Raw genomic sequence first — 15094 nt, forward strand, 5'->3', positions numbered from 1 at the left:
CAGCATTCGATAACCCGGTAGTATTGCGGCGGGTGCTATAATTTCCAGACAAGCGATGGAACGGCAAAATAACATCCTCAAGTTTGCGTTATTCGGAGCGGCGGGCTTCGGGCTGGGAGGATATTTGTACGGGATAAGCATACAAACTCCTTTGCCCGGCACCAGCTTTTATGTTCTTTTAACACTATTTGGGTTTGCGGCGCAGGCCGGAGTAGGTGGATTGGCTTTGGCAATGGCCTTACGTGTAAATCCGCCACGGGCATTAAAAATGGTGTTATTCTGCATCTTTGGTTTCCTTGCGGCCAGATATCTTCTAATGCTTCCATTCGCCTTAGTAATCGGGGATCGTTTCAGTGGAAACCCACCCGAGTCTTACATGTTAAACCTGCTCTTTGGATTTACAAGCGGCGTTGGGGCAGGTACTGGAATATGGCTAAGTTCCGGACGTGGAAGAAGTGTAGGTCTTTTAATACTTTCCGGTGGAATTGGATTCGGATTCGGATTGTTAATCACCACTCCGCTCTACTATGGACTATCGCCTCAGCATTGGTTAGGGTATACGGTTGCAGGAACTATCGGCGGCGGGGTGCTGGGGGCGGCGGTGGGGAGTGTGCAAACACCGGTGGCGAAGAAATGAAGAAGGTCTACAGAATATTGCTGGCCGCGGCGGGCGGGACGGGGGAACGCGGGCGCAATATATTGCGCCCCTACACCAGCAGGTTGCGTGAAAAGGTTGAAACAACGTGAGAAAAGTCCATAGAGTCATCCTGGCCGGAATTATTGGCTTTATCGTGACCTCGGTTGTATATGCCTGGCTGACAGGGAGATTCGGCCCTTATACAGGCGGCGCACCGGGTACCTGGCTCCTGGTCGTTGGACTTGCTCTGATCAGCTACTCGCTTTATCAAATCCGCCCTTCGCTTCTGTTCTTCGGCTGGGGCTTCTTGGGCCTGATATGGACGGTGTTTTTATTGGTATCAGGTTCTCTCGAAGGTGTCTTTTCAGAATTTCTGACCATCATCCTATTTGGTTTACCGAGCGCGGGGCTGCTGATGGTGGCGGTTCGGCTCCTCATTGAAGAAGGTCGAAGGTCCAATGAAAAAGCTTCATAAGATATTCTTAGCCGCGGCGGGCGGGGTAGTTATCCTCGCACTCGTTTGGCCGGTGCTGAACTACGGCATCTATTTCACAGACCCACTCAACTCCATAATGGGCGCCCTGACGTTAATCGTATTCCTCGCCGGTGCCCTGCTGGTGAGTTACGCCGCTCGGGAGGTCCATCCGGTGTTGGTGCTGGCTGTCTGGGGCATCCTTTTCCTGGCGCATCTGGTGAGGTTCCTGGCTGGCAACATCGAAGGATTCATGGCGGGTTTGATCATGACGATGACGCTGGGGATCCCCGGAGTTATCCTGTCATTCATCGGGCTTAGGACGTATTTACGCAGCAGGCGGCAGGCGGAGTGACAAAGAGGGAAAAAGGCGGGGAGACAGAAACCGCCGCCGCTTTCGTCATCGGTTGCCTGCTGCTGGCATGGACCTTTGGCGCATTGACCGCCGCAGACAACGGCCTTGTGAAATATCTGGCTGTGGTATTTGCTGGGCTACCGGGCGTCGGGCTGGTGATCTACGGGTTCCGGCTGGCTCTCAGCAAAAAGCGCGAGAAGGAGCCGCTTGGAACCGTAAACGAGAGGAAAGAGATTCCCTGATTCCACCTCAAATGGAGAGGAAGAAACGCTTGGAAGAACTTAAAATGGAACTACGGACTATCGGCCGGGTGAAAAGCCCGGTTATCGACAATCCGGCCAATGGTTTCGACTGGCGGGAGGTAGTGTCGGAGATCGAGATCGAACCCGCCCTGGAAGAAGGTCTGGACAGCCTGACCGATTTCTCCCACATCATGATCACCTGGTGGATGCATCGGGCGGTGGACCCATCAAAGAAAGCGCTCAAGGTCTATCCAAGGGGCCGCAAAGACCTGCCGCCGGTAGGCGTCTTCGCTTCCCGCAGCCCTTACCGGCCCAACTCGCTGGGACGGGCGACGGTCAGGCTGCTCGAACGGCGCGGCTCCACTCTGGTTGTCCACGGGCTGGATGCCATTGACGGCACGCCGGTGCTGGACATCAAGCCCTTCATTCCCGGCTATGACTCTCCGCTGGAAGGAGTATTTGCCCCGGAATGGGCGACGCGTCACCAGCGGAAAAGCTGAAAGCGGTTTACCGCTTGCTGCTCGAGCGCTACGGGCCTCAGCGGTGGTGGCCGGGGGAAACACCTTTCGAGGTCATGACCGGGGCGGTGCTTACCCAATCCGCCGCCTGGGGCAACGTCGAGAAAGCTATTGGCAACCTGAAAGCGGCCGGCAAACTATCAGCCGCGGCGCTCAGAGACATCCCCGCCGCCGACCTGGCCGTATTGATCTACCCGTCCGGCTACTATAACGCCAAAGCCAGGAAGCTGAAAGCCCTCGTCGAGTGGCTGGGGAACTACGGCGACGACCTGTCGAGGCTGGACAGGCGGGATTCCCAAGGTTTGAGAGAAGAATTACTCGGGGTTCACGGCATCGGGCCGGAGACGGCGGACTCCATCCTGCTTTACGCCCTGGGGCGGCCGATCTTCGTTATCGACGCCTATACCCGGCGCCTGTATCCTCGCCTGGGCATCAAGCCTGACAGGGACACTTACGACTCCTGGCAGCGGTTGTTCATGGCTAACCTGCCGCATGAGGCGGCCTCATTTAACGAATACCACGCCTTGATCGTCCGGCACGGCAAGGAGAGCTGCCGGAAAAAGCCGCGGTGCCGGGACTGCTGCCTTTCCGAGTTGTGCCCGGCCTTCAGCCCGTAACCAGTTCCGCCATTTCCACCAGGCCGAGGTATTCCCCGGACGGGCTGCGCACCGCCAGGTAGCGTATACGGATCCGGCGCCCGTCACTCTTTTCCACCAGGTGCTCCTCCGAGTCTCGGCGGCCGGACTTGAAGTCCGTTACCATTTTATCTATGGCCGCCCAGCTTGACGGCTGATGGCATTCCCTGACGTCCCTGCCGATGATGTCCGGCGGCCGGTTGAAGATGCGGTGAGCCGAAAACCACACGATGCGGCCAGCGGCGTCCATGAAAGTCAGGTCCAGCGGCAGTGTCTCGAGCAGCGCAATCAGAGTTGAGGCGTTAACCGTTTGCAGCATAATTCCCCCTGTCGACGGCGAGATAATAACAAGGCGGCCGGGCTGACGTAAAGCAGAAGCCCGGCCAGTTCACCGCCGCTTGGCAGCCAGTGCTATAATTTCCACAGAAGTAGCGAGAGGTGGCATATGGCCCGAAAAGAATACGATTTCTCCGGATTTACCGAGGTCGAGGCGCGCAACGCCTTAAAAGTTGAAATTAAACGCGCCGACACTTATTCGGTTGCCGCCGAGGCGGACGAAGAGGTTCTGAACGATATTAAATTGACCGTCGCCGCGGGCCGGTTGACCGCCAAATTGGAAGCCCGCTGGGGACACCTGGGACTCCTGTTCAAGGGATCGCCAACGCCCAAAGTCCTGATCACCATGCCGGCGCTTCAAGCCGTTGAACTCGCCGCCGCCAGCCGCGGCGAAATTACCGGTTTTGCCGGCGGGAGCCTTTTCAAAGTTGAGCTGGCCGGCGCCTCCAAGTTATCCGGCGATGTTACCTGTGGCCAGCTTGAGATTGAGGCCGGGGCAGCTTCACACGTCGAACTTACAGGTAAAGCCGATTCGGCGGCTGTCGAACTCTCCGGGGCTTCCAATGCCAACCTGGAAAAGATGAGCGTCGGCGGTGCTAAAGTCAAACTTGGCGGCGCCTCCACCGCCGCCATCAACCTCGCCGGAAAGCTCGATGCCCAAGTTACCGGGGCTTCCAGCCTGCGCTGGCTCGGCACGCCGTCGATGGGCGACATCAAAATCACCGGCGCCTCCTCCTTCAGCCGAAAATAACCTGCCGGGTTTCAACTCAATGTATAACCGCGAGCAGCCTGACCGAAAGTCGAGTCAAAAAACTCCCCTTGATTCCGATGCGCCGGGCTCAAATCCGTTTTATACTGGGATCGGAGGCTAAGAAAATGAAAAAGATATTGACCCTTCTGGTGACCGCGTCTCTGGCGGTGACCGCCGCCGGCTGCTTCCCGTTCGGCAGCATCATCGGCCGGGGCCCGGTGGAGACGAGAACCTTTGATTTATCGGGTTTCAGCCGCGTGGAAGTGTCTTCCACCTTTGATGCGGAGATCAGCCGCGGCAGCGCTTTCTCCGTGACGGTGACCACCAACGAGAATATTTTCGATTATCTCGATCTTGAAGTGAACGGCGATACCCTGCTGGTCCGCCTTAAAAGCGGCAGCTATACGGTGGCCAACCTGGATGCCGGCATCACCATGCCCGATCTGAAGGCACTGGAGGTCTCCGGCGCCTCCGAGGCTTCAGTCAGCGGTTTTAATTTCAACCACGACCTGGACCTCAAGGTTTCCGGGGCCAGCAGCATCACCGTGGAGAATGTGAAGAGCGGCAACGTGAATATTGAGGCTTCCGGCGCCTCACGGGTTAAAGGCAGCCTGGAATGCGGCGACGCCCGCCTCAATGTGAGCGGCGCCTCCAACGCCGATTTGTCCGGCCTCGGCAGGAACCTGGACGTGACCGCCTCCGGCGCCTCCCATATCACGCTGCGGGATTTCAGCGGCGCCGAAGTCAAAGTCAATTTCTCCGGCGCTTCATCCGGCACGGTGAACGCCTCCGGCAGGCTGGACGTCCAGCTCTCCGGAGCCTCCTCGCTAAGATATTTCGGCAACCCGGCCATCGGCGACGTCAATGTCACCGGCGGCTCATCCTTCAGCAAGGGCTAACTCCCCGAAAATCTGATACCGGTAATCCGAAGAAAATAGGTTTCTCCCCGCCTCCGGATTACTGGTATTATTGAATCATGCGACCCGAATACCACGCCGCTCTGCTCTGGCTTTACGGTTTCGTCGATTATGAAGCCGTCCAGCGGCCGCGCGACGACTCCCGCTATGACCTGCGCCGGGTGCGGCTGCTGCTGGAGCGGCTGGGAGACCCCCACCTTAAAGCCAAAACAGTCCATATCGCCGGCAGCAAAGGCAAGGGTTCCACGGCGGCCATGATATTTTCTGCGCTCAGGGAAGCCGGCTACCGGACAGGGCTGTATACCTCTCCCCACCTCATCGAGACTTACGAACGTTTTAAGATCAACGGCAGGTTCATCGGCGAGGACGAACTCATCGCCGGGATCGAACGGCTGAAGCCAATCGTCGAGGCCATCAAAGCCGAAAGCCGCTACGGCGCGCTGACCACCTTCGAGATCATGACGGCGCTGGCCTTCGATTTTTTTGCCGCGAACAACGTAGAATGGCAGGTCATCGAGGTCGGCCTGGGCGGCCGGCTGGACGCCACCAACGTCGTCGAGCCTGACCTGTGCGTCATCACCACCATCGCCCTAGAGCACACCGAGGTGCTGGGCGATACGCTGGGGCAAATCGCTTCCGAGAAGGCGGGCATCATCAAGACCGGCGTTCCGGTTGTCTCGGCACTCCAGGCTCCGGAGGCAATGCAGGTTATCGAGGAAATATGCCGGCAAAAGGGTGCTGCCCTGCTGGCGGTCGATCCAAATAAAACGGCGCCATCGCAATACCGCGGCGGGCGGCAGGTGTTTTCTGTTAACGGCCGGCTCAACCGCTACGACATTTCCCTGCCCCTTCTGGGGACATTCCAGCGGATCAACTGCGCGGCGGCGGTAGCGGCGCTGGAGACGCTGGCCGAGCGGGGGGTGCCAGGTCTCGATAAAATGATCATCGAGCGCGGCCTGGGTAAAGCCCAATGGCCAGGCAGGTTCCAGGTGCTGGACAAAGATCCGATCATCATCGCCGACGGCGGCCACAATCCGGCTGCGGCGGCGGAACTCGCCGCCTCGCTTGATGCCTATTTCGGCGGCCGGGATCTCCTGGCGCACCCGGCGGTACTGGTCATCGGGGCATCCGCCGATAAAAACGTCGGCGGCATGGCGGAGGTGCTGACGCCGTTGTTCGACGAGGTAATCGTCACCCGAACCCGCCACCCGCGGGCCATGGAGCCTCGGATACTGGGCCGGGCTTTTGAGGCGTTGGGCAAAAAGGTCAACTATACCTCAACCACCGCCGAGGCCCTGGTGCTGGGCGTTAAAATGGCCGGCGCCGGCGGTCTGGTATGCGTCACCGGCTCTCTTTTCGCCGTCGGTGAAACGCTGGAACTCTGGCAGGCCGGAGAAGCAAAGGCCTGACCGTTCCAAGTGCCCGATAGGTACAATTTACGCCGGGAAGTTGGTCACCCGGGACTCCTCAGAAAGCATCGGGCCCAGGACTTTTTCCAGCGCCATGGTATGGGAACAGCGGCCCCAGGTGGTGAAGAAGTCACAATTACAGTGCCACTGGCCGTTTTTGAGTTCGGTTATATGAGTTTCGTTTTCGCCGCGGAATTTGACACTCATGTCGGTAAAGGTGATGCGGTCTCTTTCCTGGGCGTAGCGGTTGGCTTTCTCGATCTTACCGATGAGGCTGGAATACATTTCTGACCCTCCTCTTGCTGGTTCTCGATACGAACTGCTGGTCTAGATAACTAAAAAGCACCGCCGCGCCAGGCGCGACAGTGCTTCAGCACCCAACTTCCCGGGGGCTGACTACTCGCACGGCGGATAAAACCTCAGAATGAGCTTCACGGCATCATTGTACCCCCGCCGGAGGCCTTCCGTCTAGGGGTCAATTTTTTATGTTGTGTTTCATTACCCGGCAGCGCCCGCATTCGCCGCAGCAGCTCCGAATCCGAAATCCGGATATCTAAATCCGAAACAAACTCGAAAGTGACATACTTCAAATGTATTACTGGTAGAATCCCCGCCCGATAGCTTAGAATAGCGGGCGTGAAAGCGCTCATCCAGCGGGTTTCCCGGGCCAGAGTCATCGTCGGCGGCGAGGTCGCCGGAGAAATTTCCGGCGGCTTGCTGGCTTTCATCGGGGTGGCGGCGGGCGACCAAAAGGCCGACGCCGACTACCTGGTGAACAAAATGGTCAATCTGAGAATCTTCGCCGACGCCGATTCAAAGTTCAACCTTTCGCTTCTCGACGTTAAAGGCGAGTTGCTGCTGGTCAGCCAGTTCACCCTCATCGCCGATACCAGGAAAGGCCGCCGCCCCAGCTTCACCGACGCCGCCCCGCCGGATGTGGCCGAATTCATGTTCAACGAGTTCGTAGCCGAGGCCAGAAAGACCGGGGTCAAGGTCGAAACAGGCAAATTCCAGGCGCACATGCACGTAGAGCTGGTCAACGACGGCCCGGTGACGATCATAATTGATTCCGGCGAGCGGCTGCGGGCGCGGGGGTGACCATGGAAGATTTCGAACTTAAAGACGACCTGATCAGCCTTTGGCCGAATCGGCGGATCCAGGCCGCGGCGGTCTACACCGCGGTCATCGAATCAATGCCCGAGCTCAGCCGGTGGATGCCGTGGGCCCACCCCGGATACAGCGTCGGCGACAGCCAGAACTGGTTGAAAATGAGCGCCGAATGCTGGCGCGATGAAACAGCTTATGAATTTGCTATCATCGATAACCGCGATGGGTCTTACATCGGCGGTGCCGGGCTGAATCACCTGGACAGGCTCAACAAAGTGGCCAACCTGGGCTACTGGATACGCAGCAGCCGCTGCAAACAGGGCATCGCTACTCGCGCCGCCAGGCTCCTGGTCAGGTTCGGGCTCGATACTCTGAAATTCAACCGCATCGAGATTCTGGCGGCCGTGGAAAACCGAGGCAGCCAGCGGGTGGCGGAAAAGACCGGAGCGGTGCGCGAGGGCATCCTGAGGAACCAGTTGTCGCTTTCCGACGGCATCCACGACGCCGTCATTTTTTCGATAATCCCATCGGATTTACGCTAGTTCTTAAACTCCCGGGTCTGATCCCCGTTGAGGCGGCGGCCGTAATCTGGTATACTTTGGTCGTTCCTCGTTATGTAATGGAGGTTTGGAATGGAACTCTGGTTAATCCTTTTCATACCCCCGCTGCTGTTCATGCTTTACGCCCAGTGGCGGGTGTCCTCAGCCTTCGGCAAGTATTCCAAAATTCCCAATGACCGTAACATGACCGGTCTCAACGCCGCGCGATGGCTCCTGGATCAAAACAATCTGCAGAACGTGCAGGTTGAGCTGTCAAAAGGCAAGTTGTCCGACCATTATGATCCCCGGGTCCGCGTCCTGCGGCTCTCGCCCGATGTTGCCAACAAAGCCTCGGTGGCCGCCCTGGGCATCGTCGCCCATGAGGTCGGTCATGCCGTTCAGCACGCCACGGCCTACGCCCCGCTCCAGGTTAGAAACGCCCTGGCCCCGGCGGCCGGCCTCGGTTCCAACCTCGGGGGCATCCTGGTGTTTGTCGGCATTATTCTTTACGCCATGGGCACCGGCTTCGGGCTCGATATAGCCTGGATCGGCGTCGCCCTGTTCGGCGCCGCGGTGGTTTTCACCATGATCACTCTGCCGGTGGAGTTCGACGCTTCCGCCCGCGCCAAGGCGATGCTGCGCAATACCGGGCTGGCATCTGTCACCGAGTCCAGCGGCGCCAGCGCCGTGTTATCGGCGGCCGCCCTGACTTATGTGGCGGCGCTGCTGGCGGCGGTCGGCCAGCTATTGTATTACGTCCTGATCCTGACCGGCGGCAGGCGCGACTAGGCGTTCCGGCGGTTTTTCCGCTGACCGGCGCCGTCAAGGAGGCTAAATGTGCCGCAGCATCAGGCCGCTTTTCAATTATGAGCCGCCGTCCGGCGACGCCGAAATCCGGGCGGCTGCCCTGCAATATATCAGGAAAGTCTCCGGCTTCACTGAACCTTCAGCCGCCAACCAGGCCGCCTTCGATCAGGCGGTCGGCGAGGTCGCCGAAACCACGGCGCGGCTGCTGGGTTCCCTGACGACCAAAGCCCCGCCCCGCGACCGGGCAGCGGAAGCGGATCGCGCCCGGGCCCGGGCAGCCCTCCGTTTCTCCCAGCGTTAGATAAACCCTTGTCGGGACGGCCGCACCAAGGTCTTCAAGGTTCTTCCTGAAAATCATCGCGGCGCTTTTTTTCGATAACTCCAGCGAAATTTCGATAGAACTCACGTTAAGTGTTAGATAACTTGCCGTTTTATTAGATTCCTTGCGGCGGCTCTAACGATTGAATCAGCTGTAAATCGGGCAAAGATAAGCCAGTTGTCAGCAGCTATATTATTACAACTGTTAAACACTTCTTATTTTGATATACTGAATCTGAATATGTTGTTTGTTAGATAAGGATAGAAATTGATAGATCAGGCGGAAATAGAAATCAAGAGCGGTAACGGCGGCAGAGGCGCCGTCAGTTTCCGGCGCGAGAAGTTCGTGCCCCGCGGCGGTCCCGACGGGGGTGACGGCGGCAGGGGCGGCGATGTCATTCTTGAAGCCGATAAAGATATCGGCAGCCTGATGAAATACCGCCACCAGCGCCATTACGCAGCGGCCGACGGAGGCCGGGGCGCCGGGCAGAGGAAATCAGGTAAAAGCGGCGCCGACGTGATTGTCAAACTGCCGATAGGCACCGTAATCCGCGACAGGGATACCGGCGAGGTACTGGCGGATCTATCGCGACACGGAGAGCGCATTGTCGCCGCGCACGGCGGCAAGGGCGGCCTAGGCAATTCCCACTTTGCCTCTTCGACCAACCAGGCCCCCCGCCTGGCGCAGACCGGGGCGCCCGGCGAAGCCAAAGTCCTGTCGCTCGAACTGAAACTGATCGCCGACGCCGGCATCATCGGTCTGCCCAACGCCGGCAAATCGTCGCTGCTAGCGGCAATCTCCGCTGCCCGTCCCAAGGTGGCGGACTACCCCTTCACCACTCTCGAGCCGTCGCTCGGTGTCGTCGACGCCGGCGGCCGCCGCTGGGTAGTCGCCGACGTGCCCGGACTCATCGAAGGCGCTCATCTGGGTAAAGGTCTGGGGTATCAATTCCTGCGCCATGTCGCCCGCACCCGGGTGCTGGTCCACCTGCTCGACGGTTCCTCGGCGGAACCGGTCAACGATATGGTCAAGATCAATACCGAGCTGCTGCTCTATGATCCGCTGCTGTCCCGAAAATCCCAACTTGTTGCCGTCAACAAAATAGATCTGCCGGCGGTCAAGGCGCGGCTGCCGGCGTTGAAAGAATTGTTCAAGGCCGCCGGGCATAGGGCGATATTCGTCTCGGCTCAATCCGGGGAAGGCATCGAAGGTCTTCTGGCCGAACTCGACGCGATGCTGCAGCAGCCTGTTTCAGCCGATGCCGCCGCCGAAGCGCCGATCAAGGTCTTCCGCCCGGCCCCGCAGCGGGAAAAAGTATCGGTCACACGGGACGCCGACGGCTATCGGGTCGAATCTGATGAATTTGAACGGCTGGTAGCCGGCTCTGACACCAACGACCCGGAGGTCCGGCGGCAGGTCCTGGCCGAGCTCTGGCGCTGGGGCGTGGGCCGCGCCGTCCGCGCCGCCAAGATCAAGCCGGGTGAAAAACTGATCATCGGCAAGCTGGAGTTGTATTGGTGAGAAGGGGCCTTCTGGGCGGCACCTTCGACCCGCCGCATCTGGGGCACCTTATTCTGGCTGAGGCGGCACGGCGGATACTTGACCTTGACGAGGTGATTTTCATACCTGCCGGACATCCCTGGGTGAAAGCGGCGATGAAGGTCACCCCCGCCCGCCACCGGCTGGCGATGACCCGGCTGGCGGCAGCCGAGGTGTCGTATGCCGCGGTCAGCGATATCGAAATCAAACGCCCGGGTCCTTCTTATACCTGGCAAACACTGGCAGAACTCAGGCGGCTGTATCCCAAAGATGAATTGTATTTTATCCTGGGCTGGGATAATCTGATTGCCCTGCCTTCATGGCATCACCCCGACCGTATTATCCAATCCGCCTGTCTGGCCGCGGCGCCGAGAATAGGGTCTCCGAGACCGGACCTGGATGCTCTGGATAAAGCCGTACCCGGTCTGGCAGCCAGGACCGTGGTCATGACCGAACCCGAGATAGATATATCCGCCACATCCATCCGGGAGAGGGTGAGGCGGGACCAGGCGATATCCGCTCTGGTGGCGGCGCCGGTTGCCGCATATATAGCCGCCCAGGGCCTGTACCGGGATTAACCGGAGCCCCCAGATTCCGGGAATAAAAAAGAGGAGGGCTAACCTCCTCTTTCTGTTAACGGTCGAACTAGGGCTGCTATTTGGCAGCGGCGTTGGCTTTTTTGGTCAGGCGGCTCTTTTTGCGGGCGGCGGCGTTGGGGTGAATGATGCCTTTTTTGGCGGCGATGTCGAGGGCGCTCTGGCCGGCGGTTACCGCTTCTTTGATGGCCGGGTCTTTGGCGGCGATGGCTTTCTCAGTTTTACGCACCGCGGTCTTCAGGGCGCTGGTGGCGGCTTTGTTGCGTTCCGCTTTTTTTGCGGAAGTGATGATGTCTTTTTTGGAACTCTTGATATTGGCCAAGGGACGCCTCCTGTTAATTTGCTGGCAACAAGCTGTAGATTATACGCCAAGCCGCATCCGGGCGCAACCTGAGATTTCCAACGCTGAATCGGCGGCGGGACAGCATGCTCGACGGCAGGCTTCTTGCCAGCCTCCGGGCATCCTGTTACCATGATGCGGTGAATTGTCTTACCAAGCTCAACGGAGCCGCCCGGCACAACCGCAGCTGCCTTTGCGTCGGTCTGGACCCGGAACCTGAGAAACTGCCGGCCGGTGTCGCGGTGACTGATTTCTGCCGGGAGATCATCGGCGCGACCTATGACCTGGTATGCGCCTATAAGCCCAATATCGCTTTCTTCGAAGCTCTCGGTCCAAGCGGTTGGGGCGTCCTGAAGGACGTCATAGAAGCGGTCCCGCGCAATATCCCGGTCATCCTGGATGCCAAGCGCGGCGATATCGGCAATACCGCCAGGGCTTACGCCCGCGCCGCTTTTGATGAACTGGGCGCCGACGCCGTCACCGTCAATCCTTACCTCGGCCGCGATTCGATTGAGCCATTCTACGAGTACCGCGATAAAGCGGTCTTCGTCCTCTGCCGCACCAGTAATCCCGGCGCCGCCGATTTCCAGTCGATCGAATCTGACGGCAAGCCCCTGTACCAGATCGTCGCCGATAAGGTCGAAGACTGGAATAAGTACGGCAACCTCGGCCTGGTGGCCGGGGCTACCCAACCGTCAGAGCTCAAGGCTATCCGGGACGCCCATCCGGCCCTGCCGCTATTGATACCAGGCGTGGGCGCTCAGGGAGGCTCGCTGGAACTGGCGGTCAAGTACGGTTCCAGCGGCGGCGGTTTGGCGGTCATCAGCGTATCCCGGCAGGTTATCTACGCTTCTTCAGGAACGGACTACTCCCAGGCGGCGCGCGCCGCCGCCCTCCTTCTCCGCGACGAGATAAACCAGTACCTGGCAGCCTAGCTCTACCAGCCGGCTGCCCCTTTGTAAGGCTGTTTGATGGTCGATTTCAAGCTCAACGACACCCTGCGCCTGAGGAAGCCCCACCCCTGCGGCGGCTACGAGTGGAAGGTCTTCCGCATCGGGGCGGACATCGGCATCATCTGCCTCACCTGCGACCGCCGCCTTCTTATCCCCCGGTTCGACCTCGAGAAACGATTCAAAAATTTTATCTCCAGGGGCGAGTGATGGCTCAGCCGCCCGTCGAAACGCCGCGGCGCATCATGCACGTTGACCTGGACGCCTTCTTCGTTTCGGTGGAACAGGTTTTCGACCCGTCGCTGCGCGGCAAGCCGGTAGCTGTCGGCGGCGTTCCGGGCAAAGGCCGGGGGGTGGTCACCGCCGCTTCATACGAGGCGCGGCGTTACGGCATCCATGCCGGCATGCCGCTATCGCAAGCGCATCGCCTGTGCCCGAACTGTCTTTTTGTTCCCGGCCACTGGGAACGTTACGGCGAGGCGTCGAAGATGTTCATGGCCGTTCTGGCTGATTTCTCGCCCTTTCTGGAGCCCGGCGGCCTCGATGAAGCCTGGCTCGACGTCACCGGGTTCGAGAGCCTGCATGGCTCTCTCGCCGGGATGGGCACGAAGATCCGGCAGCGCATCCGGGATGAGATCGGCATCGCCGCTTCTATCGGCATCGCCGGCAGCAAGATCGCCGCCAAGGTAGCTTCCAAGACCGCCAAGCCCGACGGCCTGGTGGAAGTGCCGCCGGGCGGCGAGGCGGCCTTCATGGCCCCGCTGCCCATTGGCCGCATGCCCGGCGTCGGCGAAAAGACCGAAAAGGCGTTGAACGCCTTAGGCATCCGGACGCTTGGGGAACTGGCTAAAATGCCGCCCGATTGCCTTGCCGGCCGCTTCGGCGCCTACGGGGCGATGCTCAAGCTCCATGCCCAGGGGATAGACCGCAGCCGCGTCCAACCCCCGGCCGAAGCCAGGTCCATTTCGGCCGAGCGTACCTTCGACGCCGATTCCCGCGACCGGCAGCTCCTGGAAGCCACCCTCCGCTATCTCTCGGAGCAAACCGGGGCGCGCCTGCGGCGCTACGGCCAGAAGGCTTCAGTAGTCCACATCCGGGTCCGATGGGCTGATTTCTCGGTTATCACCCGCCAACGGACGCTCGGATTCGGCACCGACTCAAACGAGGTTATTTTCGGGGAGGCGCTCAATCTGCTGGGCGCGGCGCTGGCCGGGAGTCGCCAACCGGTGAGGCTATTAGGCGTCGGCCTGGCTAAGCTGTCCGGCGGCGAAGGCCAAATGCCGCTCGACGATGGCGGCGCGGCGCGCCTGTCGTCTATCGACCGCGCCCTGGACCGAATTCGGAAGAAGTACGGTTTCGGGGCTATCCAGACAGGGCGGACGCTGGCTTTAGGGCGCCGCGCTGAACCGCCCGCGGCCGGCGATTCCTGAACCGGTTTCTTTCCGCCGCTTCCCCCACGTTTTACCCATTGAAAGCCTAGTACTTATGTGCTATGATAGGCGCGGCTCAAGGATCCCGGTGCCGATCTGCGGCAGCCGGTCGGCTGAGTTCACTTACTGACATTGAGTTAGAACATATGCTACAATGAAAGGCAGAACATGGCGAACATTGACTTAGAGAAGCAAAGAGCACTGGAAGCAGCCGTTGGGCTGATCGAGAAGCAGTTCGGCAAGGGCGCTATCATGAAGCTGTCGGAGGCGGCTTCCACCGTGGCGGTGGAAGTCATCCCCACCGGCTCGCTGTCGCTGGACCTGGCCCTGGGCGTGGGGGGCATTCCCCGCGGCCGGGTGACCGAAATCTTCGGTCCCGAAGGGTCGGGCAAGACGACTCTGGCGCAGCACATCATCGCCCAGTGTCAGAGGCAGGGCGGCAAGGCTTTCTACATCGACGTGGAGCATGCCTTCGACCCCAAGTACGCCAAGACCTGCGGCATCAATCTTGACGAACTCTACATCGCCCAGCCCGACACCGGGGAAGAAGCCCTCGATATCTGCGAAAAGCTGGTCCGCTCCGGCGGCGCCGACCTGGTGGTCATCGATTCGGTGGCCGCCCTGGTACCCAAAGCCGAACTTGAAGGCGATATGGGTGATTCCCACGTCGGCCTGCAGGCCCGGCTGATGAGCCAGGCCCTCAGGAAACTGACCGCCTCAATCGGCAACACCGGAACCGCGGTGATCTTTATCAACCAGCTTCGGGAAAAGGTGGGCATCGTCTTCGGAAATCCGGAAGTCACTCCCGGCGGCCGGGCGCTCAAGTTCTACTCCTCGGTAAGACTGGATGTGCGGCGGGTGGAGACACTGAAGTCCGGCAACTCCGCCATCGGCACCCACGTCAAGGTCAAGGTGGTCAAGAACAAAGTAGCGCCGCCGTTCAGGAGCGCCGAATTCGACATCCTGTTCGATTCCGGCATCTCCCGCGAGGGCAATCTCATCGACCTCGGCGTCGAATCCGGGGTCATTAAAAAATCCGGCGCTTTCTTCTCTTATGGTGATGTTCGCCTGGGGCAGGGACGGGAGGCGGTCAGGACGTTCCTGGCCGCGCACCCGGAGACGGCTGATGCCGTCGAATCGGATGTCCGCGCCGCGGCGAGCGCCAATGCTAGCTTTATCGACACCGAGTAATCTT

At 59.7% G+C, this 15094-nt stretch carries 22 protein-coding genes; 19 read left to right on the forward strand and 3 right to left on the reverse strand.

Features of this window, described 5'->3' with window-relative positions:
• Positions 1-55 precede the first annotated feature (55 nt).
• From ABV300_RS00975 to ABV300_RS01000, 6 genes are all read left to right on the forward strand, one after another.
• Complete coding sequence (locus ABV300_RS00975) at positions 56-637, forward strand: hypothetical protein (protein WP_353714709.1); 582 nt, start codon at positions 56-58, stop codon at positions 635-637.
• Between the two features lie 106 nt (positions 638-743).
• On the forward strand, positions 744-1112 hold the full coding sequence (locus tag ABV300_RS00980) for a hypothetical protein (RefSeq protein WP_353714710.1): 369 nt from the start codon (positions 744-746) through the stop codon (positions 1110-1112).
• Positions 1096-1464 carry a hypothetical protein gene (locus ABV300_RS00985; RefSeq protein ID WP_353714711.1) on the forward strand — a complete coding sequence of 123 codons (369 nt, stop codon included), beginning with the start codon at positions 1096-1098 and terminating at the stop codon, positions 1462-1464. The genes ABV300_RS00980 and ABV300_RS00985 overlap by 17 nt, the downstream gene beginning before the upstream one ends.
• A complete protein-coding gene (locus ABV300_RS00990) occupies positions 1461-1706 on the forward strand; it encodes a hypothetical protein (RefSeq protein ID WP_353714712.1) in 246 nt (81 codons plus the stop codon). The genes ABV300_RS00985 and ABV300_RS00990 overlap by 4 nt, the downstream gene beginning before the upstream one ends.
• 29 nt (positions 1707-1735) lie before the next feature.
• Entirely contained in the window at positions 1736-2206 is a 471-nt protein-coding gene (tsaA, locus tag ABV300_RS00995) for a tRNA (N6-threonylcarbamoyladenosine(37)-N6)-methyltransferase TrmO (RefSeq protein ID WP_353714713.1), read from the forward strand.
• Positions 2176-2841, forward strand: a complete 666-nt coding sequence (locus ABV300_RS01000) for an endonuclease III domain-containing protein (protein WP_353714714.1) — start codon at positions 2176-2178, stop codon at positions 2839-2841. Before tsaA ends, ABV300_RS01000 begins: the two co-directional genes overlap by 31 nt.
• Here ABV300_RS01000 and ABV300_RS01005 read toward each other — a convergent pair.
• Complete coding sequence (locus tag ABV300_RS01005) at positions 2831-3178, reverse strand: PAS domain-containing protein (protein WP_353714715.1); 348 nt, start codon at positions 3176-3178, stop codon at positions 2831-2833. The genes ABV300_RS01000 and ABV300_RS01005 overlap by 11 nt on opposite strands.
• 126 nt (positions 3179-3304) lie before the next feature.
• Here ABV300_RS01005 and ABV300_RS01010 point away from each other — a divergent pair, with 126 nt between their 5' ends.
• From ABV300_RS01010 to ABV300_RS01020, 3 genes are all read left to right on the forward strand, one after another.
• The gene (locus ABV300_RS01010) at positions 3305-3946 is read left to right on the forward strand and encodes a head GIN domain-containing protein (RefSeq protein ID WP_353714716.1); all 642 of its coding nucleotides are present in this window, start codon (positions 3305-3307) and stop codon (positions 3944-3946) included.
• Positions 3947-4071: 125 nt separating this feature from the next.
• Positions 4072-4845, forward strand: a complete 774-nt coding sequence (locus tag ABV300_RS01015; RefSeq protein WP_353714717.1) for a head GIN domain-containing protein — start codon at positions 4072-4074, stop codon at positions 4843-4845.
• A 77-nt stretch (positions 4846-4922) separates the two neighbouring features.
• On the forward strand, positions 4923-6272 hold the full coding sequence (locus ABV300_RS01020) for a folylpolyglutamate synthase/dihydrofolate synthase family protein (RefSeq protein ID WP_353714718.1): 1350 nt from the start codon (positions 4923-4925) through the stop codon (positions 6270-6272).
• Between the two features lie 27 nt (positions 6273-6299).
• On the opposite strand, the gene ABV300_RS01025 is transcribed toward ABV300_RS01020, so the two are convergent.
• Positions 6300-6557: a hypothetical protein gene (locus tag ABV300_RS01025; protein ID WP_353714719.1), complete on the reverse strand. Its 258-nt coding sequence runs from the start codon at positions 6555-6557 to the stop codon at positions 6300-6302.
• A 351-nt stretch (positions 6558-6908) separates the two neighbouring features.
• Between ABV300_RS01025 and dtd the strand changes: the two genes are divergently transcribed.
• The 6 genes from dtd to nadD all read left to right on the forward strand — a co-directional run bounded on the left by dtd (position 6909) and on the right by nadD (position 11161).
• Positions 6909-7370, forward strand: a complete 462-nt coding sequence (gene dtd, locus ABV300_RS01030) for a D-aminoacyl-tRNA deacylase (protein ID WP_353714720.1) — start codon at positions 6909-6911, stop codon at positions 7368-7370.
• A 2-nt stretch (positions 7371-7372) separates the two neighbouring features.
• Positions 7373-7921 carry a GNAT family protein gene (locus ABV300_RS01035; protein WP_353714721.1) on the forward strand — a complete coding sequence of 183 codons (549 nt, stop codon included), beginning with the start codon at positions 7373-7375 and terminating at the stop codon, positions 7919-7921.
• 90 nt (positions 7922-8011) lie between these two features.
• Positions 8012-8707: a zinc metallopeptidase gene (locus ABV300_RS01040; protein ID WP_353714722.1), complete on the forward strand. Its 696-nt coding sequence runs from the start codon at positions 8012-8014 to the stop codon at positions 8705-8707.
• Between the two features lie 46 nt (positions 8708-8753).
• Positions 8754-9026: a DUF2277 domain-containing protein gene (locus ABV300_RS01045; RefSeq protein ID WP_353714723.1), complete on the forward strand. Its 273-nt coding sequence runs from the start codon at positions 8754-8756 to the stop codon at positions 9024-9026.
• 285 nt (positions 9027-9311) lie between these two features.
• Positions 9312-10565, forward strand: coding sequence for a GTPase ObgE (obgE, locus tag ABV300_RS01050; protein ID WP_353714724.1), 1254 nt, complete (start codon positions 9312-9314; stop codon positions 10563-10565).
• Positions 10559-11161, forward strand: coding sequence for a nicotinate-nucleotide adenylyltransferase (nadD, locus tag ABV300_RS01055; RefSeq protein WP_353714725.1), 603 nt, complete (start codon positions 10559-10561; stop codon positions 11159-11161). The genes obgE and nadD overlap by 7 nt, the downstream gene beginning before the upstream one ends.
• A 76-nt stretch (positions 11162-11237) precedes the next feature.
• On the opposite strand, the gene rpsT is transcribed toward nadD, so the two are convergent.
• Entirely contained in the window at positions 11238-11501 is a 264-nt protein-coding gene (gene rpsT, locus ABV300_RS01060; RefSeq protein ID WP_353714726.1) for a 30S ribosomal protein S20, read from the reverse strand.
• A gap of 104 nt (positions 11502-11605) precedes the next feature.
• On the opposite strand from rpsT, the gene pyrF reads away from it, so the two are divergent.
• From pyrF to recA, 4 genes are all read left to right on the forward strand, one after another.
• Entirely contained in the window at positions 11606-12454 is an 849-nt protein-coding gene (gene pyrF, locus ABV300_RS01065; RefSeq protein ID WP_353714727.1) for an orotidine-5'-phosphate decarboxylase, read from the forward strand.
• Between the two features lie 36 nt (positions 12455-12490).
• Positions 12491-12679, forward strand: coding sequence for a DUF951 domain-containing protein (locus ABV300_RS01070; RefSeq protein ID WP_353714728.1), 189 nt, complete (start codon positions 12491-12493; stop codon positions 12677-12679).
• Entirely contained in the window at positions 12679-13899 is a 1221-nt protein-coding gene (gene dinB, locus ABV300_RS01075; protein WP_353714729.1) for a DNA polymerase IV, read from the forward strand. Before ABV300_RS01070 ends, dinB begins: the two co-directional genes overlap by 1 nt.
• Before the next feature lie 177 nt (positions 13900-14076).
• Complete coding sequence (gene recA / locus ABV300_RS01080; protein ID WP_116632910.1) at positions 14077-15090, forward strand: recombinase RecA; 1014 nt, start codon at positions 14077-14079, stop codon at positions 15088-15090.
• Positions 15091-15094 lie beyond the last annotated feature (4 nt).

Origin of the sequence: Dehalogenimonas sp. 4OHTPN, assembly GCF_040448695.1 — a bacterium.
GTDB lineage: Bacteria > Chloroflexota > Dehalococcoidia > Dehalococcoidales > Dehalococcoidaceae > Dehalogenimonas.